The organism is Flaviflexus huanghaiensis (assembly GCF_014118685.1).
In the GTDB taxonomy this organism is placed as follows: Bacteria; Actinomycetota; Actinomycetes; order Actinomycetales; family Actinomycetaceae; genus Flaviflexus; species Flaviflexus huanghaiensis.
Map to the genome: position 1 here is coordinate 91,851 of NZ_JACFAK010000008.1, position 26,149 is coordinate 117,999.

At 62.7% G+C, this 26,149-nt stretch carries 21 protein-coding genes, 1 tRNA gene and 1 pseudogene; 14 read left to right on the plus strand and 9 right to left on the minus strand.

Annotated elements, in window-relative coordinates; genetic code table 11:
* Positions 1-29: 29 nt before the first annotated feature.
* Positions 30-2,243, minus strand: coding sequence for a glycogen debranching protein GlgX (glgX, locus tag H7E91_RS07530; protein WP_338401766.1), 2,214 nt, complete (start codon positions 2,241-2,243; stop codon positions 30-32).
* A 117-nt stretch (positions 2,244-2,360) separates the two neighbouring features.
* Here glgX and H7E91_RS07535 point away from each other — a divergent pair, with 117 nt between their 5' ends.
* From H7E91_RS07535 to H7E91_RS07560, 6 genes are all read left to right on the plus strand, one after another.
* Entirely contained in the window at positions 2,361-3,140 is a 780-nt protein-coding gene (locus H7E91_RS07535; RefSeq protein WP_182354529.1) for an electron transfer flavoprotein subunit beta/FixA family protein, read from the plus strand.
* Positions 3,137-4,108 carry an FAD-binding protein gene (locus H7E91_RS07540; RefSeq protein ID WP_182354479.1) on the plus strand — a complete coding sequence of 324 codons (972 nt, stop codon included), beginning with the start codon at positions 3,137-3,139 and terminating at the stop codon, positions 4,106-4,108. Before H7E91_RS07535 ends, H7E91_RS07540 begins: the two co-directional genes overlap by 4 nt.
* A complete protein-coding gene (locus tag H7E91_RS07545; protein ID WP_182354480.1) occupies positions 4,109-5,209 on the plus strand; it encodes an aminotransferase class V-fold PLP-dependent enzyme in 1,101 nt (366 codons plus the stop codon). It abuts the gene before it with no gap.
* Entirely contained in the window at positions 5,206-6,297 is a 1,092-nt protein-coding gene (gene mnmA, locus H7E91_RS07550) for a tRNA 2-thiouridine(34) synthase MnmA (RefSeq protein WP_182354481.1), read from the plus strand. The genes H7E91_RS07545 and mnmA overlap by 4 nt, the downstream gene beginning before the upstream one ends.
* The gene (gene nudC, locus H7E91_RS07555) at positions 6,294-7,229 is read left to right on the plus strand and encodes an NAD(+) diphosphatase (protein WP_182354482.1); all 936 of its coding nucleotides are present in this window, start codon (positions 6,294-6,296) and stop codon (positions 7,227-7,229) included. The genes mnmA and nudC overlap by 4 nt, the downstream gene beginning before the upstream one ends.
* Positions 7,230-7,499: 270 nt before the next feature.
* Positions 7,500-9,494, plus strand: coding sequence for an ATP-dependent DNA helicase UvrD2 (locus H7E91_RS07560; RefSeq protein ID WP_182354483.1), 1,995 nt, complete (start codon positions 7,500-7,502; stop codon positions 9,492-9,494).
* A gap of 10 nt (positions 9,495-9,504) precedes the next feature.
* On the opposite strand, the gene H7E91_RS07565 is transcribed toward H7E91_RS07560, so the two are convergent.
* On the minus strand, positions 9,505-10,461 hold the full coding sequence (locus tag H7E91_RS07565) for a hypothetical protein (protein WP_182354484.1): 957 nt from the start codon (positions 10,459-10,461) through the stop codon (positions 9,505-9,507).
* Between the two features lie 49 nt (positions 10,462-10,510).
* Entirely contained in the window at positions 10,511-11,896 is a 1,386-nt protein-coding gene (locus H7E91_RS07570; protein WP_182354485.1) for a zinc-dependent metalloprotease, read from the minus strand.
* A gap of 128 nt (positions 11,897-12,024) precedes the next feature.
* On the opposite strand from H7E91_RS07570, the gene H7E91_RS12125 reads away from it, so the two are divergent.
* Positions 12,025-13,122 carry a S16 family serine protease gene (locus H7E91_RS12125; RefSeq protein WP_182354486.1) on the plus strand — a complete coding sequence of 366 codons (1,098 nt, stop codon included), beginning with the start codon at positions 12,025-12,027 and terminating at the stop codon, positions 13,120-13,122.
* Between the two features lie 34 nt (positions 13,123-13,156).
* Here the strand turns inward: H7E91_RS12125 and H7E91_RS07580 are convergent, their stop codons facing one another.
* Positions 13,157-13,699, minus strand: a complete 543-nt coding sequence (locus tag H7E91_RS07580; RefSeq protein WP_241698460.1) for a PPA1309 family protein — start codon at positions 13,697-13,699, stop codon at positions 13,157-13,159.
* 101 nt (positions 13,700-13,800) lie between these two features.
* Here H7E91_RS07580 and H7E91_RS07585 point away from each other — a divergent pair, with 101 nt between their 5' ends.
* Both H7E91_RS07585 and H7E91_RS07590 read left to right on the plus strand, forming a co-directional pair.
* Entirely contained in the window at positions 13,801-16,854 is a 3,054-nt protein-coding gene (locus H7E91_RS07585; protein ID WP_338401767.1) for a UPF0182 family membrane protein, read from the plus strand.
* 103 nt (positions 16,855-16,957) lie between these two features.
* Positions 16,958-17,034, plus strand: a tRNA-Met gene (locus H7E91_RS07590).
* Between the two features lie 53 nt (positions 17,035-17,087).
* Here H7E91_RS07590 and H7E91_RS07595 read toward each other — a convergent pair.
* The 5 genes and pseudogenes from H7E91_RS07595 to H7E91_RS12130 form a co-directional block, all read right to left on the minus strand.
* A complete protein-coding gene (locus H7E91_RS07595) occupies positions 17,088-18,278 on the minus strand; it encodes an IS481 family transposase (protein ID WP_182354488.1) in 1,191 nt (396 codons plus the stop codon).
* A gap of 166 nt (positions 18,279-18,444) precedes the next feature.
* Positions 18,445-18,876, minus strand: a complete 432-nt coding sequence (locus tag H7E91_RS07600) for a DoxX family protein (RefSeq protein WP_182354489.1) — start codon at positions 18,874-18,876, stop codon at positions 18,445-18,447.
* Positions 18,877-18,882: 6 nt separating this feature from the next.
* Positions 18,883-19,644, minus strand: a complete 762-nt coding sequence (locus H7E91_RS07605; protein ID WP_182354490.1) for an anti-sigma factor — start codon at positions 19,642-19,644, stop codon at positions 18,883-18,885.
* Entirely contained in the window at positions 19,641-20,102 is a 462-nt protein-coding gene (locus H7E91_RS11770) for a sigma-70 family RNA polymerase sigma factor (protein ID WP_182354491.1), read from the minus strand. Before H7E91_RS11770 ends, H7E91_RS07605 begins: the two co-directional genes overlap by 4 nt.
* Before the next feature lie 98 nt (positions 20,103-20,200).
* A pseudogene (locus H7E91_RS12130) lies at positions 20,201-21,034 on the minus strand (fasciclin domain-containing protein); the annotation flags it as partial.
* Positions 21,035-21,324: 290 nt separating this feature from the next.
* Here H7E91_RS12130 and H7E91_RS07620 point away from each other — a divergent pair.
* The 5 genes from H7E91_RS07620 (at position 21,325) to H7E91_RS07640 (ending at position 26,139) form a co-directional block, all read left to right on the plus strand.
* Positions 21,325-22,359 carry a siderophore ABC transporter substrate-binding protein gene (locus H7E91_RS07620; RefSeq protein ID WP_182354492.1) on the plus strand — a complete coding sequence of 345 codons (1,035 nt, stop codon included), beginning with the start codon at positions 21,325-21,327 and terminating at the stop codon, positions 22,357-22,359.
* 56 nt (positions 22,360-22,415) lie between these two features.
* Positions 22,416-23,396, plus strand: a complete 981-nt coding sequence (locus H7E91_RS07625; RefSeq protein WP_182354493.1) for an ABC transporter permease — start codon at positions 22,416-22,418, stop codon at positions 23,394-23,396.
* A 90-nt stretch (positions 23,397-23,486) separates the two neighbouring features.
* Entirely contained in the window at positions 23,487-24,527 is a 1,041-nt protein-coding gene (locus H7E91_RS07630; RefSeq protein ID WP_241698461.1) for an iron chelate uptake ABC transporter family permease subunit, read from the plus strand.
* Between the two features lie 43 nt (positions 24,528-24,570).
* Positions 24,571-25,278: an ATP-binding cassette domain-containing protein gene (locus tag H7E91_RS07635; protein ID WP_182354531.1), complete on the plus strand. Its 708-nt coding sequence runs from the start codon at positions 24,571-24,573 to the stop codon at positions 25,276-25,278.
* Between the two features lie 66 nt (positions 25,279-25,344).
* A complete protein-coding gene (locus H7E91_RS07640) occupies positions 25,345-26,139 on the plus strand; it encodes a siderophore-interacting protein (protein ID WP_182354494.1) in 795 nt (264 codons plus the stop codon).
* The last annotated feature ends 10 nt before the right edge of the window (positions 26,140-26,149 follow it).

Below are 26,149 nucleotides of genomic sequence, written 5' to 3' on the forward strand. Positions count from 1 at the left end.
GTGCCCGCGATTCACGGACAGGCGACATTCTAGAACGGATTCGACAGGTAGAGACGAATCGACTGCCCTTCAACCATGACCGATGCGCCGGGTAGCACAAGCTCGTCGAACCCCGTCGGTTTGGCTTTGGCCGAATCCCATACGAGATCGAACGGTCGCCCCCGACCGGTCGGGATGGTAAATTCCGCATCCTTAAGGAGCCCGTTGATGATGAGGAGAGCATCGACGTCCCTGCCGCCGCCGGACCTCAGCATCTGGAATGTGCGGGACGACGGCTCGAACCACCGCCACGCCGGCATCTCAGTGCCGTCGCGGTCAATCCATGTGACATCGGGGAGGCTGTCGCCCGCACGGGGAGTGCCCGTGAAGAATCCAGCTGGTCGGAACACTTCGTGCTCTCTGCGTAGCTGGAGGAGGTGGGAGACGGTGGCGTGGAAATCGTCCTGCCAGGGGGTCGTCCTCCAGTCGATCCACGCGAGCTCGTTGTCCTGGCAGTACGGGTTGTTGTTGCCGTCCTGCGTGCGGCCAATCTCATCGCCCGCCGTGAGCATCGGCGTTCCGGAGGAGAAGATGAGGGTGCCGATGAGGTTCCTCATCGACTTCAGCCGAGCATCGCGGAGCGTCGAATCGTGCCCCTCGACGCCATGGTTCCATGACCTGTTGTCGTTTGAACCGTCGCGATTGTCCTCGAGGTTCGCTTCGTTGTGTTTCTCGTCGAATGTCACGAGATCCCGCAAGGTGAAGCCATCGTGAGCTGTCACAAAGTTGATTGACGCAAATGTGCCGCGGCCGCCCGGGGTGCGGCCACGAGAAAAGAGGTCAGCTGAGCCAGACAGGCGGGTGACGAGCTCACGGGAATCGTGGGGCCGGTGTCCGTCGACCTGGACGTGCTGATCTGTCAGCCAAAACGATCTGACCGCGTTGCGGAAGCGATCGTTCCAGTCCGCTGTCGGTGAGAGGAACTGGCCGGTTTGCCAGCCGTTCGGCCCGAGGTCCCACGGCTCGTTGATGAGCTTGCGCGAGCGCAAAATGGGATCGGTTGTGAGAGCAACATAGAGGGGATGGTGTGAGAGGAACTCCCTGCCTTGCCGACCGAGCGTGACGGCGAGGTCGAAGCGGAACCCGTCGACTCCGACATCAGCCGCCCAGTAGCGCAGCGAATCGAGTGTCATCTGAATGACCCTGCGCAAGCGGAAGTCGAGAGAGTTACCCGTGCCCGTCACGTCCCAGAAATCGACGGGGTTCGTTCCCGACTGCATATAGAAAGTGGACTCGCCCAGACCTCGCCACGACAGTGTCGGTCCGTCAATGCCAGCCTCACACGTGTGGTTGTAGACGACGTCGAGGATAACCTCGATGCCAGCCTCGTGAAGGAGAGAGACCATGCCTTTGACCTCGCGCAACACTTCCGAGGGGCCAGCCTCCCGTGCCGCCTTCGTCGCATATGACGGTTCGGGCGCGAAAAAGCCGAGCGTGTTGTAGCCCCAGTAGTTGGCCAGCCCCTTCTCGACGAGGAACGGCTCGGGCAGCTTGGCGTGGATGGGCAGGAGCTGGAGAGCCGTGATACCGAGCTGCTTGTAGTGCGCGATCGCGGCGGGATGGGCGGCGCCGGCATACGTGCCGCGAAGCTCCTTGGGAACTCCCGGCATGTTCATCGTCAGACCGCGCACGTGTGCCTCGTAGATGACCGTTGTACTCCACGGCAGATCGAGGTGCTCGACCTTTCCGTCATAGCGCTCGTCGACAACGACCGAATGCGGTACGTGTGCTGCTGAGTCGAGTTCGGAGATCTTCCTCGGACCAGCAAGAGGACGTAGCTCGTCATCGACCTGGTGGGAGAACACAGCTGTGCCGAGATCGTAAACTCCGGCGACGCCAAGGCCGTACGGGTCGAAGAGGAGCTTCGCTGGGTTGTATCGCATCCCTGCGTTCGGGTCCCATCTGCCGTGGGCCCGGAATCCGTAATGTTGGCCGGGCTTGATGCCGGGGATAAAACCGCTCCATACGCCGATCTCAGGACCATTGAGCGCGAACCGGCGCTCGCGCATCGTGCCCGCACGGTCGAAGTCGATTGCGCAGAACTCGACGAGTGACGCATGGGAGGCGACGACAGAGACATCGATGCCGTCTGGGAGGACTGTGACCCCGAGGCGGTTCGCACGGATCTTGCGTGGCAGTGTCGGCTCCGGTGCCCGCGCCACATACCGGGTGGCAGGGATCGAATGTAGAGAAGTTCGAGTCACGCGCCAAGTCTCTCACTTTTAACCGAACGATTCGGACACGCTCTACGGGAGTGCACGCTTCCACCCATGGCGCACGTCTCTTGGGAGAAATCGGTCGAAGGTGGCACGCTAGGTGCCATGAGGATTGTTGTCTGTGTAAAACACGTGCCCGACGTGCAGGCCGAGCGAATTCTCGGCGAAGAGGGTTTCCTTGTCCGCGGTGACGACGATGTGCTGAACGAGCTTGACGAGAACGCGGTCCAGGAGGCCGTCACTCTTGCAGGAGACGATGGCGAGGTCATTGCGCTCACCATGGGTCCGGAGGATGCCGCCGACGGGCTACGAAGAGCCCTAGCACTCGGTGCCGATCGGGCTGTTCACGTCTGTGACAGTCGAGCAGCAGGTTCGGATGTGCTCGGCACGGCCCGCGTTCTCGCTGCCGCGATCACGCAGCTTGGCGACGAGGAACCGATCGACCTCATTGTGACGGGCATGGCAGCCCTCGACGGAATGACGGCGACCATACCCTCCGCACTCGCCGCCCACCTCGATCTGCCCGCGCTCACGCTCGCGAGGACGGTCGAGCTCTCCGGGAACGTTCTGCGGATTACGCGAACGATGGGATTCAACGACGAGGTTCTCGAGGCTGACCTGCCGGCGATCCTCTCGGTCACAGACCAGGCGAACGAGGTCACGTACCCGAACTTCAAGGCAATCATGGCGGCGAAGAAGAAGCCGATCAATCAGATCGACCTTGACGACCTTGGGCTTGGCGATGGTCTCGTCGGAGCGGCCGGTGCTGGCACCCGCGTGACGAACGCGACAGAGCGGCCGCCACGGGATGCTGGCGAAGTTCACAATGATTCTGGTGACGGCGGCAGGAAGCTCGCCGACTACATCCTTGGAGTGATGAAGTGAAACTCGATACCGTCCTCGTTATCTCCCGCCATGACGGCGCAGCCCTGTCTGATTCGTCGCGGGAAGTTCTGACCGCTGCTCGCTCGGTCGCCGACCGGGTCGTCTCCGCCACCTTTGGTCAGCCGCCCGTCGAAGAACTCGCGCGCTACGGTGCGGACGAGATCCTTGTTGTCGACCCAGAAACTGTCACATCGACGGGAGCCGACCTTAACCATCCAGCAGTCTGGGCGGCGCTCGCTCTTTCTGCGGCTGAGAAGGTCGATCCGCGCGCGGTCCTCATGGCGTCCTCCTACCTCGGCAAGGAAATCGCCGCCCAGGCCGCAGTCCATTTCGATTCCGGTGTCGTCGTCGATGCGGACGCCATTTCAGCACGCAATGGTCAGCTCTCAATCACGAAAGCCGTCTTCTCGGGCACGTGGGCCACAAACGATGAGGTCATTCGCGGCGTCGCCGTTGTCGCCCTACGCCCCACCGCCGTCGAAGCGTCACCGCGGAACACAACGGACGCGACGGTGGCCCCCCTCGAGATCACAGTTCCCGAGCGTGCGAAGCGTACCCGCCTCCTCTCGCGCGAGAAGCGCGACCATGTCGGTCCAAACCTTGCCGAATCCCAGGTTGTCGTCGTCGGTGGCCGGGGTGTTGATGGCGACTTTGGCATCGTTCGTGAGCTCGCGGACTTGCTCGGCGGCGCCGTCGGCGCGACCCGCGTCGCATGCGATGAGGGATGGATCGACCAGTCGGCCCAGATTGGTCAGACCGGCGAGACCGTTGCACCACGCCTCTACATTGGTCTCGGTGTCTCCGGAGCTGTCCACCACACATCCGGCATGCTCGCATCTGAACACATCGTTGCCGTGTGTGATGACTCCGAGGCGCCGATCTTTGAGTTCGCCGACTTCGGCATCGTTGGTGACATCAAGGACGTTGTGCCTCAGGCCATCGCAGCGCTCAAGGAGGCAGAGCTCTAGGTGATCTACCTGGACTGGGCAGCGACGGCGCCCCTGTCGCAAACAGCACAGCAGGCCTGGCTCGACGCTGCGGCCGTGACCGGCAACGCCTCCGCGACTCACGCGGCGGGCCGGGCAGCCCGCTCGATTCTTGAAGATGCTCGGGAGAAGATCGCCGAAGTCCTCGGCGTCGACCCGCCAGAAGTCATCTTGACCTCGGGAGGCACCGAGGCCGACAACCTCGCGATCGCAGGACCGGCCACCCGGGGCAGGGTACTCTTCTCCGCAATCGAACACCCCGCCATCCGAGAAGCGGCCGAACTTCATGCCCCGCAGCATGACGTCATTCCGGTGACCGAGGACGGGGTCATCGACCTCGAGGCACTCGACACTCTTCTGACAGATGACGTCAGCCTCGTGTCGGTCATGGCGGCCAACAACGAGACCGGCATCATCCAGCCGCTCGACCAGATCGCCGACCTCGTCCGGGCGCGGGCGCCGCGCGCCCGCATTCACACCGACGCCATCCAGGCGGTCGCAAGCCTCGATATCCCGAGGGCGTATGCACTGTCAATCTCCGGTCACAAGCTCGGTGCTCCGGTCGGTGTCGGAGCACTCATCGCCGCTCGCGACTACCCGCTGAGGCCGCTAGAGGGCGGCGGCGGGCAGGAGCGTCGGGTCCGTTCCGGCACGCTCAACGTCCAGGGGGCGGCCGCGCTCGCGGCCGCACTGTCAGCCGCCGTGGACGAGAGATCTGAACGCGAGCGGAAGCTACGGGCGTTTGGCGAGCGGATCGCCGCGGCCTGCGTCAGTGCCGGTGGCCGTCTCAGCGGCGGCACTGTGCCGCGCCTTCCCCACATCGTCCACGCGCTCTTCCCGGGCGCAGATCCGGAAGCTCTCCTGTTGGGGCTGGACATGGTTGGGATCGTCTGTTCAACCGGGTCGGCTTGCTCGGCGGGCGTCTATCGGCACTCGAAAGTGTTGGCGGCGATGGGGGTCGACGACTCTGAGACCCCGCTCCGCTTCTCCATGGGAGACGGTACGACCGAGGCCGATGTCGAAGCCGTTGAGCGCGCACTCGCGCCTGCGATCAAGATGGCCCAAGCGGCGGTGCGGGCATGAGGGTCCTGGCCGCAATGTCGGGCGGCGTCGATTCAGCCGTGGCGGCGGCGCGTGCGGTCGATGCCGGCCATGACGTCGTCGGAGTCCACATGGCACTGTCGAAGTCTCGAGCCGAGCACCGCAGTGGCAGCCGCGGCTGCTGTTCCGTCGAGGATGGCTACGATGCGCGCAGGGCGGCAGACAAGCTCGGCATCCCCTATTACGTGTGGGACCTGTCGGATGATTTTGAGGACACGGTCGTTGCCGACTTCCTTTCCGAATACGCTGCTGGTCGCACACCCAACCCGTGCGTTCGATGCAATGAACACGTGAAGTTCGCAGCCCTGCTCGAGCGGGGGCTGGCAATGGGCTTCGACGCCGTGTGCACAGGCCACTACGCGGACCTACGCGACATCGACGATGGCTCCGGGGTGCGGCACGAACTCCACAGGGCAGCGAATCACCCGAAGGACCAGTCGTACGTCCTCGCCGTTATGGGCAAGCAGGTTCTCGGTAACGTTCTCTTTCCGCTCGGTGACGTGCCAACGAAGGAGCAGGTGCGGATCGAGGCTGCCGCCCGCGGGCTCGGGGTCTCGCTCAAACCTGACTCCTACGACATTTGCTTTATCGCCGACGGCGATACGAGGGGCTTTCTCCGGCAGCGGCTTGGCGAGAACCCAGGTGAGATTGTCGACGAGACGGGTGCTGTTATTGGCGAACATCTTGGCGCATTCGCGTACACGGTCGGCCAGCGCCGCGGCCTTGGCCTCGGTATTCCCGCGAAGGACGGTCAGCCGAGGTTCGTCACGAAAGTCGATATTGAGACAAACCGCGTGCACGTCGGTCCCGCCGAGGCTCTCGACGTCGGCCGGATTATCGGTGGCGACACCGTGTGGCTCGCCCCCGACATCGACCCCGCGACGCCCCTGCGAGCCGGTGTCCAGGTGCGCGCCCACGGTCGGGAGATTCCGGCGACCGTTCGACGCGACGACGATCGCCTCATCATCGACCTCGACGAGCCGTTACGCGGCCTCGCCGCAGGCCAGTCGGCCGTCGTTTATTCGGGTAGCCGGGTGCTCGGCCAGGCCACGGTAGAGGAAACAGCATGAGTCAGATGCCGCTGGCGCGGATTGAACACGACACCGACGCCCTGTCGCGCCATGATCCAGAACTGCTGGGCCGGCTCAGCAGATTCATCCTCGTCCGCGACGGCCAGGTCGCGATCGAATCAGGTGCGCTTGTGTCTGTCACGCCCCGTGACGTGCCAGGCGAGCTTTTGTCCTGGGACCATCTGTCATACCTGGGTCGCAACGACGGCGAGCATTGGGCAGCGCTCCACCTCGATGCAACCGAGTTCAAACTCGACCCCGAAGGGATGCCGTACGGCGACCGGCGGGTTACCGCCCTCCACTATCGAGAGTTCGTGTCGCTTCGCAAGATCGGCCACGAGCTGTCGGGTCTCGAGGCGGGTTTGGCGACGGCGGCAACCGCGCTCGGCGCATGGCGGGACTATCGCACGCACTGCCCCAGCTGCGGCGGTGTGCTGAGCCCGCGTGCCGCGGGATGGGAGGGCGAGTGCCGCGACTGCGACCTCGTCCTCTATCCGCGCACCGATCCGAGCGTCATCATGGCGATCCGCGACAGCCGGGACCGGTTGCTCCTTGGCCACGCCTCGAACTGGGAACCAACCCGCTACTCGTGTCTCGCGGGCTTCGTTGAGGCCGGCGAATCTCTCGAGCACGCGGTTGTCCGCGAATCGTTCGAAGAGGCCGGCGTTGAGATCACGAGAGTCGAATACTTCGGATCCCAGCCGTGGCCCTTCCCGCGTTCCCTCATGGCCGCCTTCAGAGCCTGGACGGACAGCGAGCTCGTCGAGGTCGACGGCGAAGAAATTACGAACGCCCGCTTTTTCACCCGAGACGATCTGAGAGACGAGATCGAGTCGAACCGTCTCACGGTTCCAATGGCCTCATCCGTCGCTCGCTATCTCATCGAAGACTGGTACGGGGGCCCGCTACCCGTGCCGCCCGGCGGCGACTGAGCCGCGTCGGATCGGGGCGCCTGCTCGCACGCCCGCGTGCGGGACAGACCGTCGCTTCATGAACGAGGGTCGCCTCGTCGAGTGCTCGCACGCCCGCGTGCGGGACAGACGGATAGGGATAGTCCTCGTCAGTTGACGCACATGTGCGACGCCCGTTGGCGCCTCGCTGCCGGAACGACACGGGCGCGTACCGAACCTTGAAACCTGCCCTGCTACCCACGGGCGCCCGGGAATGTCAGCCGGTCGTGGCACACTGACCGAGGAGGATACATGGACGTTGAACAACTCTTGTCTGCACTTGACCCGGACCAGAGGACGGTGGCCGAACACCTCAAGGGGCCACTCGTTGTGAGGGCTGGTGCCGGAACGGGCAAGACCCGCGCCATCACGTACCGGATTGCTCACGGGGTCCTTGTTGGAGCGTACGAGCCGACCAATGTTCTTGCCGTGACGTTCACGGCACGCGCGGCGGGGGAGATGAGAAGCAGGTTGCGAGACCTCGGCGCTCGCGGCGTCCAGGCGCAGACATTCCACGCGGCCGCATTACGGCAGTTATCGTACTTCTGGCCGCACGCTGTCGGGGGCCCCGTGCCGCAATTGCAGGAGCACAAAGCCGGACTCGTCGCGCAAGCCGCAGGCCAGCTCGGGATGAGCGTGGACAGGACGACCGTGCGGGACCTCGCGTCCGAGATCGAATGGTCCAAGGTGACTCTTGCTGGCCCCGAACACTACGTCGAGCGAGCTCAGAGTGCAGCGCGAGAGCCCGTGGCGGGGATGAGCCACGAGGCGATCGGGCGACTCATCCTCGCCTATGAAGAGGTGAAAGCCGCCCGCGGCGTCATTGATTTCGAAGACATTATCCTCATCCTCATCGGCATCATGGCCGAGCGCGACGATATCGCCCGCCAAATCCGCCACCAGTACCGGCATTTCGTTGTTGACGAATATCAGGACGTGTCACCGCTCCAGCAACGGCTTCTTGACCACTGGCTCGGCGATCGACACGACCTGTGCGTCGTTGGTGACGTGTCCCAGACCATCTACTCCTTCACCGGCGCGACGCCAAGCTACTTGCGCGACTTCCGTCGACGCTTCAAGGACGCGGCCGAAATCGAGCTCGTCCGCGACTATAGGTCGACCCCTCAGATTGTCGACATAGCCAACAGGGTCATCACCCCTGGGCGTCTCGCAGGATCGGTCACGCTCGTCGCCCAGCGTCCCTCCGGACCGGCAGTGACGTTCCGCGACTACGACGATGATGACGCTGAGGCGAAGGATGTTGCCGCACGGATCGTAGCACTGAGGGAGCGGGACGTCCTCCTGTCAGAAACCGCGATCCTTATCCGCACCAACGCACAGAGTCAGGCTGTCGAATCTGCCCTCTCGGCCGCTGGCATCGGATTTACGATCCGGGGAGGGGAGCGCTACTTCTCGCGCAAGGACGTGCGTGAGGCGATGGTCATGATGAAAACGCTCGCCCGCAGCGGAGTCGACGCCGGCATGTCCGACGCGGTTAGGGAAGTCGTGAGCAGGCTCGGATGGTCCGCGGAGGCGCCAAAGGCAGCCGGTGCTCAGCGCGAGCGGTGGGAGGCACTCAACGCCCTCGTCACCCTCGCCGACGATGTCGATAAGGCTCGGGGCGCGGACCTCGCCGGCTTTGTCTCCGAGCTGGAAGAGCGGGCCTCCACACAGAACGCTCCCACCGTTGAGGGCGTGACGATCTCGACCCTGCACGCCGCGAAGGGCCTGGAATGGGATGCGGTGTTCCTCATCGGGATGAGCGAGGGTCTCATGCCCATCTCCCTCGCCGAGACACCTGCAGCGGTCGATGAAGAGCGGAGGTTGCTCTACGTCGGAATAACCCGCGCACGAGAACACCTCCACATCTCCTACGCTCGCGCCAGAAGCGCGGCCGGTCGCGGCAATCGCCGCCGCACTCGGTTCCTTGACGGTATCTGGCCCGAGGAAGAGAAGGTCTCCCGCGCGACGAAGAACCGTCGGCGTTCAAAGGAGGCCGCCCTCGACTTTGAGCTCAACCACCCCCAGGACGTTGCACTGTTGGATGACCTCAAGGCGTGGCGAAGGATCCAGGCTGAGGACGAACGCAGACCCGCCTACATGATCCTTGTCGACTCAGTCCTCATGTCGATTGCCGCGGCCAAACCCGTCACCGTCAGCGAATTGGGCAGGGTCAAAGGAATCGGGATGACGAAGCTTGACCGCTACGGGGCCGCAATCCTTGCCGTCGTCGACAGGCATGCCTAGCAGGCTCGAATCATGGTCGGACGGCGTCGGCTCCGCACCCGCAGCTCGCGTGCTGTCCGATTTGGTCGATGAAGGGCCACAACGGCGGCGGTGGGATGTGAAGAATTGATGACGACAGCCTCGGCTCCATATCACCGTTGATCGCATGCTCGATGAGTTCATTGACAACAAGTGAGCACACTTGGAGGGCGCTCGCGGCATCCGCTTCGAGCATGGGCAGACGGCCGGCCTGTGCGGACAGGAGCGGCCATGCCTCGTCCCTGTCGGTGCGCGCCGATTCCACGCATTCGATGCAGGGGGACCCGGCGACGAACGGGCCGACCTGAATGTCTGTCTCTGCGATGACGACGGGGAGGTAGGGAATGTCTTCTGCCAGGCATGTGCGAGCAATGTGAAGAGGGTAAACCCGGGAACTGACGGAGACGACGAACGTCCGCTCGGCACGGCCCTTCGCGGGGCTCAACATCGGGCGTATGACGCTCTCGAGCGGCTTGCCCAGGGCGGACAGGCCGAGCACGCGGGCGACGGGTTCGGACACCGGATTCGGGTCCGCGACGCGGATGGAGGAGAAACCGTACAGATCTGCCGTGAGAGCGAGCCGAGCGCCGATAAGCCCTGCGCCATGGATCTCGACGGCGACTGAGCTGAGCTTGTCCAGTTCTTCAATTCCAGCCCGTGCTGCAGCGGCCTGCTCGGTCGGGGCCAAAGTACCGTCGTCGGGGCGCTCCTGGGCAAGACCCGATTCGCTCACTTCTGTCCAGAGCTTCCGTGCCCGATCTGCGTCGACCTGATTCGAGCGCGCCCACTGGTCAATGTCCTCGAGCGTGCACGGGTTGCGCAGGAGGCTGAGCATGGGGATCTCGCGGGGGTAAAGGCCTTCGAAGACAGAGTTGCGCTCCGGGGACAGGCCGAGCTGGACCGTGTCATTGGTGCGCCAGTAGAGTCCGAGGCCCTCGGGAATGTGCATGGGACCACACTAGAGCCCGGCACATACCGTAGCTCCTGTTATCCACAGGTCACTGGGTGGGAGGGAGAGGCTCCTCTGGGCCGGCCGGATCCTCGCCTGCCTCGTCGTCCGCAAAGATATCGGCCAGGAGATCATCGATTTCCGCACCGAGGTCGGATGTGTCATCGCCGAGGAACCGTTCCGGCTTGTCTAGGTCGTCAGAATCCGGCAACAGATCCGGATGTGACCACAGGTACTCGCGCGAGTCCTGGTTGCCCTTCTCCAGCGCCATCTTCCAGAACTCCGCGGCCTCGCGCACCTTTTTCGGTCGCATCTCGAGGCCGACGAGGTTGCCGAATGTGACCTCGGCAGGTCCGCCCGTGGCACGGCGGCGAGTGAACATCTCCTGAAGAGCGGCCGCATGGGGGAGGTGGCCGACGGTTGCGAGTGAGGTGACCTCGGAAACCCACCCCTCGATAAGGGCGAGGATCGTTTCAAGCTGCGTGAGAGTCGCCTCTTGGGATTCGGTCGGAGCCGGATTGAACACGTCCGTGAGGTCGATCTCCGGCATGTCCTGCGGGTTCGACATGTCGACGCTACGAAGCTGCTCCTCGACCGCCGCCATGTCGATGTTGATATCGCGTGCCCACGCCTCGATCGTGTCGAGCAAATAAGCGCGTAACCAGGCCGACGAGGCGAAGAGCCGCGCATGCGCCTGTTCGCGCACGGCGACGTAGAGAACGACCTCATCGAGAGGAGCCTCGAGGTCTTCGGCGAAGGCGGCGATGTTGGCGGGCACGAGTGCGGTCGTGTGGCCCTCGACAAACGGCAGGCCGGTGTCGGTCGATCCGAAAGACTGCCGGGCAAGCTCCGCGAGTGCCGCACCGAACTGCATGCCGGTCATCGTTGCCATCATCTGCTCCATGAAGACCCCGGCCTGATCGCCGAGCATGCCCTTCATCTCTTCCGGCATCTGCTCCGGCATCGCCCGCGTGAACGCGGCGGTCAGGTTCTTCGCCACCGGCTCAGTCATGCGACGGAACGTCGACTGGGCGTGCGCGATCCAATCGAGCCGTGTCCATGCTTGCGCCGGGCCGTACGTCGGGTCGAAAGCGGTCACCTCATTGAGCCACATGTTGGCCAGTTCGAGGTGGGATTGTGCGCTTGCGACATCGCTGTTCGTCAGTGTGGCAACCCCGTCCCTCGTCAAAGATTGGCGGGCGACCTGTTCAGCAATCTGCCAGTTGACCGGCCCGCCGGGGGCGCCGGCCAGCATCGAGCGAAGCTGGCCCATGAGAGCAGAGAAGTCGGGGCCGGACAGGTTCATGCGTGAGAGTGCTGCGGGGTCGAAGCCCTGCGCCTCCATCGAAGCGATGACCTCATCGGCTGCCTGGTCGCCGAGGACGGCGCGCAACATATCTTTCCACTGATCGTCGCGCGGATTCGGTTCACTCACGTCGTCCTCCTCGGTTGTCCTAAACTTCAGGCTAGTGGAGGGCGCAGTGCGGAAGCCAGCATGCCAGCTGATGGCGAAAAATCGTTTCCCGCTGCCGCGCGATGGGGGCATGGGTGCATGATGGTGGCGTGAGCAGGTTCCTCGACCACGTCGCCCCCACGCCCCCAAGAGTACTTCTCGGCGGTGTCGTAGCTGTCGCGTTCGGCGCGCTGCTCCTGTGGCAGACGTTCATGCCAACGACCTACCTCTACCAGTCTCCCGGGCCCGCCCTGTCCGTCGTCGAGTTGAATGGCGAGCCGGTCGTTGAGCTCACGAACTTCGACGGCGAGACGTATCCGAGTGAGACGAGTCTTCTCATGACGACCGTGTCGACGTTCGGCAACCCGGACGAGTCGGTCATCGGTGCTGCGGCCGTCCAGGCTCTCCTCGATAACGACAAGAACCTCCTTCCGGTCAGAGCCGTCTATGGGCCGGATGTGACGAACGATGAGGTCCGCACGTCGAGCGCGGCGATGATGGAGGCGTCGCAGATCGATGCCGTCCTTGCCGGCTATGGGCAGGCTGGTATCGAAATCCCGGTGACGTTGACTGTCGCGGGCTTCGCCGAGGACTCCTACGCGATCGGCAGGCTCGAACCGGGCGACGAACTCGTGGCCCTCAGCAGATCCGGCGCCGATCGTAGCGAACCAGCGACCTTCCGGGAGCTTCGGGACTACCTCGCCGAAATTGAGCCGGGCACTGAGCTCACGGTCACGGTGATGAGAGGCGGACAAGAGCGCGAGACGACGTTCGCAACTCTGCCGTCGCCCGAGGGGGAGGGATCGCTACTCGGGATTACCGTCATGTCCCGACCGGCCCCCGGAGCCCCCGGTGCCAACGTCAGCCTGGAAAACGTCGGCGGGCCGAGTGCAGGTCACATCTTCGCTCTGCGAATCTACGATCTCCTGACGGAGGATTCGATTGGCGGCGACGCTGTCGTCGCTGGCACGGGCACGGTGGCTGCCGATGGGACGGTCGGTCCAATCGGCGGTATCGAGCACAAGCTTGTCGGTGCGCGGCGAGCTGGCGCGGAGTACTTCCTCGCACCGGTCAGCAATTGCACTGACGTTGTCGGCAATGGCGTTGCAGGATTGCAGGTCATCGCCGTTGGATCGCTCGACGACTCGGTGGCAGCACTCGAGAGCATCAAAGATGGGGAGACTGACGGACTTCCCTCTTGTGACTGAGCGTCAAACGGCTTGAGAACGCGGGGGCCGCGATTTACTCGAACGTGGCTTTGAGGGCGGCAACGAGGCCGGGAACGGCGTCGGGACTGCTTGCGACCATGTCATCAGAGTCGTTGGAGCGCGTCCGGACACAGCACCAGCTCTGTCCGTCCCGCATGTAACCGACCGCCATGCGGACATCCTCGCGTTGCGGATGTTCGGACAGTGCGATGAGAGCGCGCTGGGGATCCTTCGGAAGGTCCTTCTCGGCGGACGGTGGGACGATGATGCGTTCCGCGACGATCGCGGCGCCGTCGACCTCGTCTGGCCAGGCCAGTTGGGCGAGTAGCTCTTCGAGCGTGTTCGCGCGTGGCAGGCCCTCCTGCTCGACTGAGAAGAGTGTGTTCGGGTCGGTGATCGCGTCGACCGCGACGTCCGCCGGAAGCTCCGCGGCCAACTCCGGCGTGGACTCAAGGGCTGGCACGGCACGGACGATGGCGAACACTCGGATCGGAGCATCCCAGCCATCACCTGCCACGAACTTTTCAATCTCAGTCACAGCGTCTTTGAGTGCCGCTAGCTTCGGGTCAATGTTCATGGGCACATGGTGCCACATCCGAAGTTTGGTCATGGGCTGGGAGCGCCTATCCCGCGTGCGATACGGTAGACGGGTACACCGTCCTCATTATGGAGAATCCTGTGACCACTTCCTCTTTCCCGAACCGCCCGTGGAATCCGGGCGGTGGTTCTGGAACGACGACGAGGCCGGGCGGCGGCGGCGCCTTTATCCCGACCGTCATCGTGCTCGGAGCTCTTCTCTTCCTCTTCGTCATGACCGCGAATGTGTGGACCGAGGTGCTCTGGTATGACCAGCTCGGCGCCGTTCGCGTCTTCTGGACCCAGTGGGGAGCGCAGATCGGCGTTGGCGCCGTTGGGGTGCTCCTCCTTGCGGCCGTTATCTGGCTCAACATGCGGATGGCCTACCCGTCTGGCGGAATTCCAGAATTGGGAGCGATCCGCAATCGCAACCTCGACCCGTATCGGGATGGCATAAGCAAGTACCGCAAGCTGTCGTTCTACGGCCTACCGCTTATTTTCGGGCTCATCTTTGGTGCCGGTCTTGGCGCCCAGTGGCGGACCGTCATGATGTTCTTCAACCGGGGATCGTTCGGCGATGTCGACCCTGAGTTCGGTCTCGACATCGGTTTCTTTGTTTTCACGCTCCCGATGCTGTCGATGATCCTGTCCTTCGTCATCAGACTTCTCGTCGCCTCGTGGATCGTCGCACTTGTCATGCATTATCTGTATGGCGGCTTCGACCCAACTCAGAAGCCCATGTACTTCTCCCCGAAGGCCCGCATTCACCTCGCCGTGCTCGGCGCGATCTCAGCGCTCGCTGCCGCGGTCTGGTTCTGGCTGTCCCGTTACGAGCTGCTCATCGGCGAGAATGACCGCTACTCCGGTGCCTCGTACACGGATGTTCAGGCGTCGCTACCTGCCCGAGAGATCATGGCCGGAGTCAGCCTCATCATCGCTGGCATCTTCGTCTATGTCGCATTCAAGGGCCGCATGCGTATCGCTATCGCCGGCCTCGCTGTTGCCCTCATCGCTCAAATCACGGTCGGCACGGCGTACCCGGCGATCATTCAGCAGTTCCAGGTGCAGCCGAACGCGGTCGAGCTCGAATCGCCCTACATCCAGCGCAACATCGATGCGACGCTGACTGCTTACGGTCTAGACGACATTGAGATGACGACATATAACGCAGAGACGGAGGCGACCGCCGGTCAGCTCCGCGAGGACTCCCAGTCGACTGCGCAGATCCGACTTCTCGACCCGAACATCGTGTCGCCGACGTTCAACCAGCTGCAGCAGAACCGCCAGTACTACGGGTTCCCCCCTCAACTCGCTGTTGACAAGTACGCGATCGACGACGAGGAACGCGACACCGTCATCGCTATGCGAGAGCTCAACCTCAACGGTCTCGGCGATGATCAGCGGACGTGGGTGAACGATCATACGGTCTACACGCACGGCTTTGGTGTCGTCGCGGCATACGGCAATACCGCCCAGAGCGACGGCAGGCCCGCGTTCTTCCAGCAGGGCATCCCGTCCACTGGCGAGCTCGGCGAATACCAGCCGCGCATTTACTTCGGGCAGAACTCGCCCACCTATTCGATCGTGGGGGTCCCGGAGGGTGCTGAGCCGTGGGAGCTCGACTATCCGAACGATGATGCGCCGACCGGCCAGGTGAACAACACATTCACGGGTGATGGTGGTCCGAAGATCAACAACTTCTGGGTCAAGCTTCTCTATGCAACGAAGTTCCGCGACCAGGAAATCTTCTTCTCAGACCGCGTCAACGACAACTCGCAGATTCTCTACGATCGCGACCCGCACGCCCGCATCGAAAAAGTTGCGCCCTACCTGACCCTCGACTCGAAGGCCTACCCTGCGGTTGTCGACATGGACGGAAACGGGGACACCGCGAAGGATCTCGTGTGGATCATCGACGGATACACGACGACGAATCAGTACCCGTATTCGGCACGCGAGTCGCTTGAGGACGCGACGACGACAACTGATCTGACGGGCCAGATCGTCGGCTACATTCCAGAAGAGGTGAACTACATCCGCAACTCCGTCAAGGCTGTTGTCAATGCCTACGACGGCTCGGTCACCCTCTACCAGTGGGATGATGAGGATCCGATCCTCAACGCCTGGAGCAGTATCTTCCCCGGTCAGCTCACGCCACGATCGGAAATGTCGGGCGATCTCATGAGCCACGTGCGCTACCCGGAGGACCTCTTCAAGGTCCAGCGGCAGCTGCTCACCCGCTATCACGTGACCGATGCGGCCTCGTTCTACTCTGGCGGCGACTTCTGGAACGTCCCGCCGGACCCGACGGTAGGCGATGGTGGCCCGGCCACGGCGCAGCCCCCGTACTACCAGACGCTGAAGATGCCGGGAACCGAGGGCGCGAGCTTCTCGCTGTCGACATCCTTCATCCCTGGCGGCAACACCGACAGGAACGTCCTCACGGGCTTCCTCGCGGTGAACGCGGATGCGGGGGGTGAGCCTGGGGAGCCAGCGGATGACTACGGCCAACTCCGATTGCTTGAGCTCCCGCGCGACCTCACGGTCCCCGGCCCCGGCCAAGTTCAAAACCGATTCAACTCCAACGCCGAGGTCTCGACAGAGCTCAACCTGCTCCGCCAGGGCGGCTCGACTGTCCTATCCGGTAACCTCCTGACCCTGCCCGTTGGTGGCGGCCTGCTCTACGTGCAGCCCGTCTACGTTCAGGCGTCACAGGGCACCTCGTACCCGTTGCTGCAGTACGTCCTTGTCGCGTTCGGTGACCAGATCGGTTTCGCGCCAACACTGGATGAGGCCCTTGATCAGGTCTTCGACGGTGACTCGGGCGTTGAAGCGGGTGACTCAGATATCGACGCTGAGGAACGGGAGGCGCGCGCAGAAGAGGCGCGTGAAGGCGCAACGGAAGAACCGACCGACGACGCGACGGCGGAGCCCACTCAGGAGCCGACCGATGACGCCACCTCGGAGCCAGTCATTGGATCCCCGAGGGACCGTCTCGATAACGCGCTCAACAGGGCACAGCAGGCCATGGAGGCGTCGTCGACGGCACTCGAGGACGGCGCCTGGGCGGCCTACGGCCGGGCCCAGGACGAGCTGACCGACGCCATCGAGGACGCCATTGCCGCACAGGTAGAGCTCGACACCGCCGGTAACTAAGGTCAACATGGTGATGGCACCTCGGTGCCATCACCATGTGAGAGTCCTAACTATGGCCCACCTTGAGTTTCAGCGTGAGAAGCCACTAGAGTAGACATGTCGCCGCGGGGTGGAGCAGTTCGGTAGCTCGCCGGGCTCATAACCCGGAGGTCGTAGGTTCAAATCCTGCCCCCGCCACCATGTGATGTCGCGAGACATCGGAATAGGGTGAACCCACGATTCGTGGGTTCACCCTATTTCTGTTTGGTGCGGGGTTGGTAGTTGCGTGTGGGGTCGATGGTGAGCTCGCGCAGGATTTCTCCGGTGGCGGTGTTGATGATGGTGACGTCGAGGTCGTGGATGAGCATGGTGACGTGGGTTCGGGCGTGGGTTCGTCCGATGCCGATGTGGTGGAGTTTGCCGTGGACGCGCAGGGAGACGGCGCCGGTGGTGTCGATGATGTCGTGGCGGACGCGGTCGTGTGCGTGTGCGGGGTCGGGTCCGCTGGGGGTGGCTTTGATCCGGGACTGGTAGGCCGCTGCAGGGGTTGCGTGGTGGGGAAGGGACCGGTGGGGGCGCTGGGTGTTGTAGTAGCCGACGAAGGTGTCGAGCAGGGCCTGCAGGTCGGTCAGGCTGGTGGGTTGGTTCGGCTGTGCGGTCAGCCAGTGCTTCATGGTCTGTTGGAAACGTTCGACTTTGCCTTGGGTCTGGGGATGGTTGGGGGTGCCGTTCTTCTGGATGATGCCGTGCTGGTGGAGGACGGCTTCGAAGGAGGTGCGTCCGCCGCGTCGGCCGGTGCCGGCCAGGCGGACGGTGTAGACCATACCGTTGTCGGTCAGGGTGGAGGCGGGATATCCGTGCAGGTCTGCGGTGGTGCGGAAGGTGGCGGTGACGATGGCGGCCGTGATGCGAGAGTGAGCGCTGACGTGCAGGGCTGTGCGTGAGTGGTCATCGAGCCAGGTGATGATCTCGCAGTCGGCACCGGGTGTGTCGTCGGGGTTGGTCAGACGGTAGTGGGTGAAGTCGGATTGCCAGCATTCGTTGGGCTGGTCAGCTTCGAAGCGGATGTAGGAGGATTTGGGTCGCTTTACCGGTTGTGCGGTGACCAAGCCGTGAGGGGTGAGGATGCGATGGACGGTGGTGCGGTGGATCGTGATGTGGTGGTCGTGGTGCAGGTGCCAGCAGATGGTGTCGGCTCCCGCGTCGTGGCCGGCCTGGGACAGGCTGTGACGTAGCTGCAGGATCAGGTCGGTGACATGAGCGGGAGTGGCCGCAGGGGAGGTGTGGGGTCGTCTTGATCGCGGCTCGAACGCGGCCTGACCTTCGCCGTGATAGCGGGCCATGAGTTTGGAGACCCAGCCCTGCGAGACGCCGTAGCGCCGGGCGGCCTCGGACTGGGACATGCCCGACAGCACAGCGGTGATCACGAGTCGTTGTCTGCTCATGGTCAGAGCCTGACCCGTGCAGCATTCCGATGACGTGCGACATGCTATTCCGATGTCCCGCGACACCCTATTCCTATGTCCTGCACCAGGACACTGCCCCCGCCACCATTGGCAGAGGCCCGGTTCTTCGGAACCGGGCCTCTGTTGTTTCCCTCTTCTGGTGCGCTCAGGTAGACGACGAATGGTTGCGCTCTTTGAGCCGTGGAAAGCCTGCGGCCCACAGAGCGAGCAGGACGAGCACCGGCTGGAAGAAGAGTCGCGCGAACCTCTTGGTGTCAGTGTCGAGACCGAAGCCGTCGATACCTTCAACATATTGGCCGATGTTGCCAGGGAAGATCGCGATGTAAAAGAGCGCGAGGGCGATGCCCGTCCATCGCCTATGGTTCGGCAGGAGAAGGAGCGCAAGGCCGAGGCCGATCTCGACTGCGCCGGATCCGATGACGACAAGGTCCTCATCGACAGGGACCCAGCTCGGCACCTGCGCCTGGAACTCTTGCCGAGCGACGGTGAGATGGGCGAGCCCGGCAAATGTCATGCCAGCACCCAGTGCCAGCCGGACGGCTGTCCTTGATCGTTCAATCCACGGTGATTCTGTCATGACGTCCTAAAGCTTGATGGACACAACGGGCGGGCCGTCGAGAGTGTCGGTGCCGCCCGCCGGCTCCATGGTGAAGCCGAGTTCTGCGTTAGAGGGGATCGGAAGGGACTCGACGCCAGGATGTGACGTGTCGATAAGCCCCATGGGAGTGGCACCGTCGCTACTGATGAGCCACATCTGCATGTCCTGTCCCTCAGGGATTGTGATGTTCGCAGTCTGGACTCGCACGAGGCCTTCGTTGACGGAGGCCATGACAGTGATCTTGGCAGACTCATCACCGGGCAAGGATGCGTCGGCGATCGAGAGATCATCTGCCTGCATGAGCCGCTCCAAGTCGCCGCGCTCAGACTGTACGGCCTCCATCTCCTCCCGCAACTCACCCAGCTCACTCGCGAGGTTGAAGACGACAACGCCGAATGCCAGCGAGGCGGCTGCGCCAACTCCGGCGAGGGCAAGCGAGGTCCGCTTCCAGCGCGATTCGCGGCGGAAAGTATCGAGCGAGACAACGCCGTTCGGGGAAGAGTCATTGTCGCCAACGTGCGCGGGCGATGCCGTACCTTGCGGTATCGCGAGGATACGGGCTGTTATCTCGGCTGAGGGCTGTTCTGACGAGTCGCTCAGTGCGAGTGCCGATTCGGCTTCAGCGAAATCGGCGACGAGGTGAGCGAAGTCGGGATCGTCCTGCTCGAGGCTGAGAGCGAGCTCTTCGTCATCGCGAGATAGTCCGCCGAATATGAGCCCGGCGGCCAAATACTCCCTGTCGATCATCGGACTCTTTCCATCTCGTCTCGTAGCTTTTTCAATCCGTCCCTCACACGTGTCTTAACAGTCCCGAGCGGAACGCCAGTGCGATCCGCGACCTGCTGATGCGTGAGCCCTTCGTAATAGACGAGGGCGATCATTCGCCCCTGCTCCGGAGGTAGCAAACGCAGAGCTGTGGCAGCGCGCGCCGATTCGATCCGGGTCTCAACCTCGTCTGCGACACTCCTGGAGGTCACGTTGATCTCACGAATTCCTTGGACAGTGTCGCGCTTCCTCTGTGACGCAGTGGACCTTACGCAGTCGATCGCTCGACTCCGGGCCAGCGTGACCAGCCAGCCGGTTCCTGAACCGCGTGCGGGGTTAAAGCTCTGCGCAGAAGTCCAGATGTAGGTGAAGCACTCGTGGAGCACCTCTTCGGCAAGGTCCCGGTCTCGGACAACGCGAACGATCGTAGCGAGGAGCATCCCGCCTGACAATTCATACAGGCTCGCGAATGCGTCCCGGTCCCTGTCGGCGATCTTCTTGATAAGAAGCCCGGCCTCGTCGCCGAGGGCAGAAGCACCGAGTCGATCATGTAGACCGTCGCGTTCGTCGTATCGACGTTGCCGCAGACAAGTCCCGCTCCATCGAACTGGAGGTCATCTCCCGACCCTTCGATGGTGACAGTGGCACCGTTGACTGTCTCATGCTCTCCGACGATCTCATCGGGGCCAAGACGTCCAGGAATCACATGGTAGGTCAGCACACTTGTCAGCGTGTCAGCGTCGGAAACGACAGCGTTGAGGTCCTCCTCAGGGAGGGCAGCGAAGGCGTCGTTGATCGGTGCTAGCACCGTGAACTCTCCACCCGCGAGGGTGTCGACCAGGTTGACGTCAGGGTTGAGCTCTCCGGCGACAGCCGCTTTAAGGGTCTGCAGTTCGGGGTTGGCGATGACGGCGTCGACGACGTTACCTTCAGCCATGCCCCCAACCGACGCAGGGCCACTCGGGTTGGCTTCAACATAGGCGGCGCAACCCGGACCGAACGGACCATCAACGGTTTCCATCTCGTCCGGCGACTCGGACTCGGTTTCCTCGTCCATCTCCTCTTCGGCCATGGTCGTCTCTTCTTGGGCGGTCGTCTCCTCCATTGTCGGCTCGGCATCTTCTGTCGTGTCGTCGGAGCAGGCGGCCAGCGTGAGCACTGTCAGCACAGCGGCGCTGAGGGCTGCGGAGGTTCGTGTGCGAATTGAGCGGGTCATGGTCTCTCCTAGAGTTTTCGGTGCTTCATCGGTAGCCAGATCTCGGCTGCCGGTGCCTATGGTTCGGAGCGGTGGCCAAGATGGATTGGACGAATCTTCACGTGTTTTGGCGCAGGCTCGCAGAGGGGTTGACGGTCGCTGCAAACCCGCGACCATCTCGCCGACCACGAGGGGCGTATCCGAGCAGAAAGTGCGGACCGAAGAGGCGGTCACGCGCGGCTGATATGAGGCGCGTCGAGCCCCGAGATCGCGTGATCTCCATCATCGTCAGAGGAAGGGTTGAGCACCGCTCACGCTGTTTTTGCAGGATATCCCTGGGGGTTCCCAGGCGGTGCTTGACCACATTGAGGAATCAATTACGAACGATTGTTGTTTCGTAAATAATTTAGGTTAGCCTTACCTCTGAACGGAGGGACCGTTCGACGATTTGTCAGAAAGAAGTATGGATGAGCATTCACTCCCGATCCCTCAGCCTCGTCGCTGTCGCGGCAGCAGCGGCGCTGACACTCAGCGCTTGCGGTGAGGACACAGCCGACGCGGAGGCAGAAGCAACGCGCGGGGCGAGTACGTCTGAAGAGACGACAGACCCGGCGGATAGCGCAGCCTCGACGGTGACGGACATGGCGGGCAATACGGTTGAGTTGCCAGCCGATCCTCAGTCGATCATCGCGACGGACAATCGGATCTTCGGCACACTCGCAGATTGGGGCATTGAGCTCTCGGCCGCGCCGATCGACATCATGCCCGTCGCGGATGAGTCGCTCTCTGTCTACACCGAAAGTGACGAGCTCGAGAATCTCGGCAACCATCGCGAACCGAATATGGAAGCGTTCATTACCGTTCAGCCCGATCTCATCCTCAATGGACAGCGCTTCGCTCAATACGAGCAGGATATTCGCGACCTCGTTGGAGATGCCGCGTTCGTCAGCACTGACGTCGACGTCGAGAACGTGCCGATCGACGATGGTCTGCGTGAGCTCACCTCCCTTCTCGGCGACATCTTTGGCAGGCAGGCCGACGCGGAGCAACTGATTTCCGACTTCGATGAATCGATTGAACGTGCCGCAGAGTCCTATGACTCCGACCAGACGGTCGTCGGCCTTATGACGACGGGCGGCTCGATCAACTACGTGGCGCCGTCGACAGGTCGGACCATCGGCCCCGTCTTCGATGTCCTGGGACTCACCCCAGCACTGGACCGCGCTGGCTCATCCAACCATCAGGGCGATGACATCTCAGTTGAGGCCATCGCCGATGCGAATCCGGACTGGATCGTCGTTCTTGACCGCGATGCAGGCGCAGGAACGGAGGGTGCCGCGAGCGCGAAAGAAATCATCGCCGAGTCGGAGGCGCTTGCCGGTGTGACTGCGGTCAAGGAGGGCAACATCATCTACCTCGACCCGAACTTCTACGTCGCAGAAGATATTCAGCACTACACGGGGCTGTTCAACCAGATGGCGGACGCCTTCCAGGCGAAATGATGCGTTGGCTGGGCGGCCGGTGCCGCCCAGCCCGTCGCTGAGAGAGTGACACCACGATGACTGATGTGAAGATCCAAAATGACGTGCGGGGCCGCGCAACCGCGTCGAAGCGGTCGCTCGCCATCGGCAGCGTTCTGACGATCGGACTCGTCACGGCGTCTCTCTTCGTCGGAGTCTTCGACATCTCGGGCGAGGGCGGGGCGGAGATGTTCTTCATCACCCGCGTGCCACGCACGATTGCCCTTGTCCTCGCGGGTGCCGCAATGTCGATTGCGGGCTTGGTCATGCAACTCATGACCCAAAACAGGTTTGTCGAGCCGTCGACGACGGGGACGACGGAATGGGCGGGACTGGGCCTCCTGACAACAATGATCCTCTTTCCAGGATCTCCCATCATCGTGAGAATGATTGGCGCGATTGTCTTTGCCTTCGTTGGCACGATCGTGTTCTTCATGTTTCTGCGCAGGGTGACGTTCAAGTCCTCCCTTATCGTCCCGATCGTCGGGATTATGCTCGGGGCTGTCGTTGGCGCGTTCTCCACGTTCCTCGCGCTCCAGACGGACATGCTCCAGAACCTCGGTATCTGGTTCGCGGGTTCTTTCACGACGGTCGTACGTGGCCGTTACGAACTTCTATGGGTCGTCATTGTCCTGCTCGTCATCGTTTTCCTCATCGCTGACCGGTTCACCGTGGCTGGACTCGGTAAGGACGTGGCCACGAATGTCGGACTCAACTACGACGCCATCATCTTCACCGGCATCAGTATCGTCGCAGCCGTGACGGGAGTCGTCACGGTCGTCATCGGCGCCCTCCCGTTCCTCGGCCTCATTGTGCCGAATGTCGTCTCGCTCTCCAGAGGAGATAACCTGCGGACCAACCTTCCGTGGGTTGCGCTCGTCGGTATTTGGGTCGTGACGATCTCAGACATCATCGGGCGGACGATTATCATGCCATTTGAAGTTCCCGTCTCCCTCATCCTTGGCGTCCTCGGCGCCGTCGTCTTTGTGTTCCTACTTGTGAGGCAGCGTCGTGGCTGAAACTGTTGAGGACCGCGTCGTTTCAGAGGCGCTCTGGGACGAGGGCCGGTGTGAAGTGCATGAAGCGAGCACGCTACCGAGGCCGGCGACATGCCAGTCGTGCCGGGCCCACCCGAAGAGGTGCCGGAGGGCAGGATGCTCCGGACCGATCGTCACGAAGCGGCAGAAGGTTCGCTACACCGCAATTGTCGTGACGCTTGCCCTCGTGCGCTTGGTTTGGCGTTCGCGATCCTCACCTATGACAACGGGATGCCGTTCGGCTCCGAAGGCTACTGGCGAATCGCTTCCATGAGAGCCGATGCGCTCGTTGTCATGCTCATCGTCGCCGTGTGCCAAGCGTTCGCGACCGTCAGCTTCCAAACCGTCACGGCGAATCGCATCATCACTCCGTCGATCATGGGCTTTGAGTCTCTCTACATTGCAATCCAGACAGCGGTCGTCTTCCTATTCGGCGCGGCGGGCGTGACGATGGTTGCAGGAACCGGCCAGTTCATCTTCCAAGTCCTCCTCATGATCGGCTTCGCCGGGGCGCTCTACGGATGGCTCCTGTCCGGCCGGTTCGGGAACATGCACATCATGCTCCTCGTCGGTGTCGTCATCGGCGGGGGCCTCGGAGCGCTGTCGACCTTCATGCAGCGGCTCCTCGACCCGAACGAGTTCGATGTCCTCACGGCACGGCTTTTCGGAAACATCTCGAACGCGAACACGGATGATCTTCCGATTGTCATCCCAACCGTCGTCATCGTGTCGACGCTCCTGTGGTTCCGCGCTCGCCGCCTCAACGTCCTCGCCCTCGGCAGAGATGTGTGCTCGAACCTCGGGATGAATCATCGCCGGGAAACGATGATCATCCTCCTGCTCGTCTCCATTCTCATGGCGATGACGACGTCTCTCGTCGGGCCGATGACATTCCTTGGCTTCCTCATCGCCACCCTCGCGTACTCGCTGACAGACACCTACGACCACCGGCTCATCTACCCAGTTGCGGTCCTTCTCGGCTTCGTCGTCTTGAGCGGGGCGTACTTCATCCTCCGCAACGTCTTCTATGCCGGCGGAGCCGTCACCGTCATCATCGAGCTCATCGGCGGTCTCGTCTTCCTCGTCGTCATCATGAGAAAGGGGCGCCTGTGATAAGGCTCCGACACGTCACAAAGGTTACTCGGATGACGTCCGCATCGGTCCCGTCACCCTCGATATCCCCCAGGGCGGCATCACCGCTCTCGTCGGCCCGAACGGTGCCGGCAAGTCAACGATTCTCACGATGATCGGGCGCCTCCTCGACATCGACGAGGGCACCATCGAAGTCGCCGGCCAGGATGTGCGCAAGGCGTCCTCGAAGGCCATTGCGCGGACGCTGTCCATTCTCCGGCAGGAGAACCACTTCATCACGAGGCTGACGGTGCGCCAGCTCGTCGGTTTCGGGCGCTACCCGTACTCGCAGGGCAGGCTAACTGACGAAGACGAGTATTACATCACCGAAGCCATCGACTTCCTCAACCTCACTGACCTCGAGCACAGGTACCTCGACCAGCTGTCGGGCGGCCAACGGCAGCGCGCCTACGTCGCCATGGTGCTCGCGCAGAACACCGAGTTCGTGCTCCTCGATGAACCGCTCAACAACCTTGACATGCAGCATTCCGTTCAAATGATGAGGCAGCTCCGGCGCGCAGCAGATGAACTGGGACGCACGTTTGTCATCGTCATTCACGACATCAACTTTGCCGCCCGTTACGCCGACTACATTGTCGCGATGAACGACGGGAAGGTGACGGAAGTTGGCAGGGTTGACGACATCATGACCGAAGAGGTTCTCTCCCGCGTGTTCCACACCGATGTGAAAATCCTCCAGACCGACGACGGCCTCATGGCGTCCTACTACTAGAGCACATGTTAATTGGCGCGCGAGGACCATCCGTCGCGCGACGTTCCACGCGATCACTGGAGAACGATGACCAGGCCCAACCGACCCACCACCCACCTCGAGGTCCTTGGACGGACATGGCTCACGCCCCACATGCTGCGCCTCGTCGTCGGCGGGCCGAACTTTGGCGCGTTCGTCAATGCTGGGCACGCCGACTCCTACATCAAGCTCGTCTTCGACCCTGCTGGCAGACCGTACCCGACACCGGTTGATGTCGCCCACATCCGTGCGACCGCGCCGAGGGAGCACTGGCCGATGACCCGCACATACACCGTCCGATCCGTCGACCACGAGTCGATATCGATCGACTTCGTTATCCACGGTGAGACTGGGATTGCCGCGCCATGGGCGCGATCGGCTGCGCCGGGAGATCTCGTTCAATTCATGGGACCTGGCGGCGCCTGGTCGCCCAAGCCCGAGGCCGATTATCACCTCTTTGTCGGAGATGAGTCTGCTTTTCCCGCAATAGCGGCCGGTGTAGAGCGCCTCCCGAACGACGCGCGTGGCGCCGCCATCATTGAAGTCGACTCTCATCCGTTGCCGCTCGCCGCACCCGCGGGGATGGCCATAGAATGGTTGGTCCGTCGTCATTCAGGCGACGACGCAACCCTTGCCGGGCGCGTGCAGGCCCTCGATCTCCCGCCCGGGGGAGACATCTCAGTCTTTGCTCACGGCGAGCGTGAGGCGGTCAAGCGCCTTCGTCGCGTCTTCAGCGATCTCGAGGTCCCGCGCGACCGTCTATCGATCTCCGGGTATTGGGCCCGTGGCCGTGACGAAGATGTTTTCCAGGCGGAGAAGCGCACGGACGTTGGAAGAATCTGAGCGGTTCGAC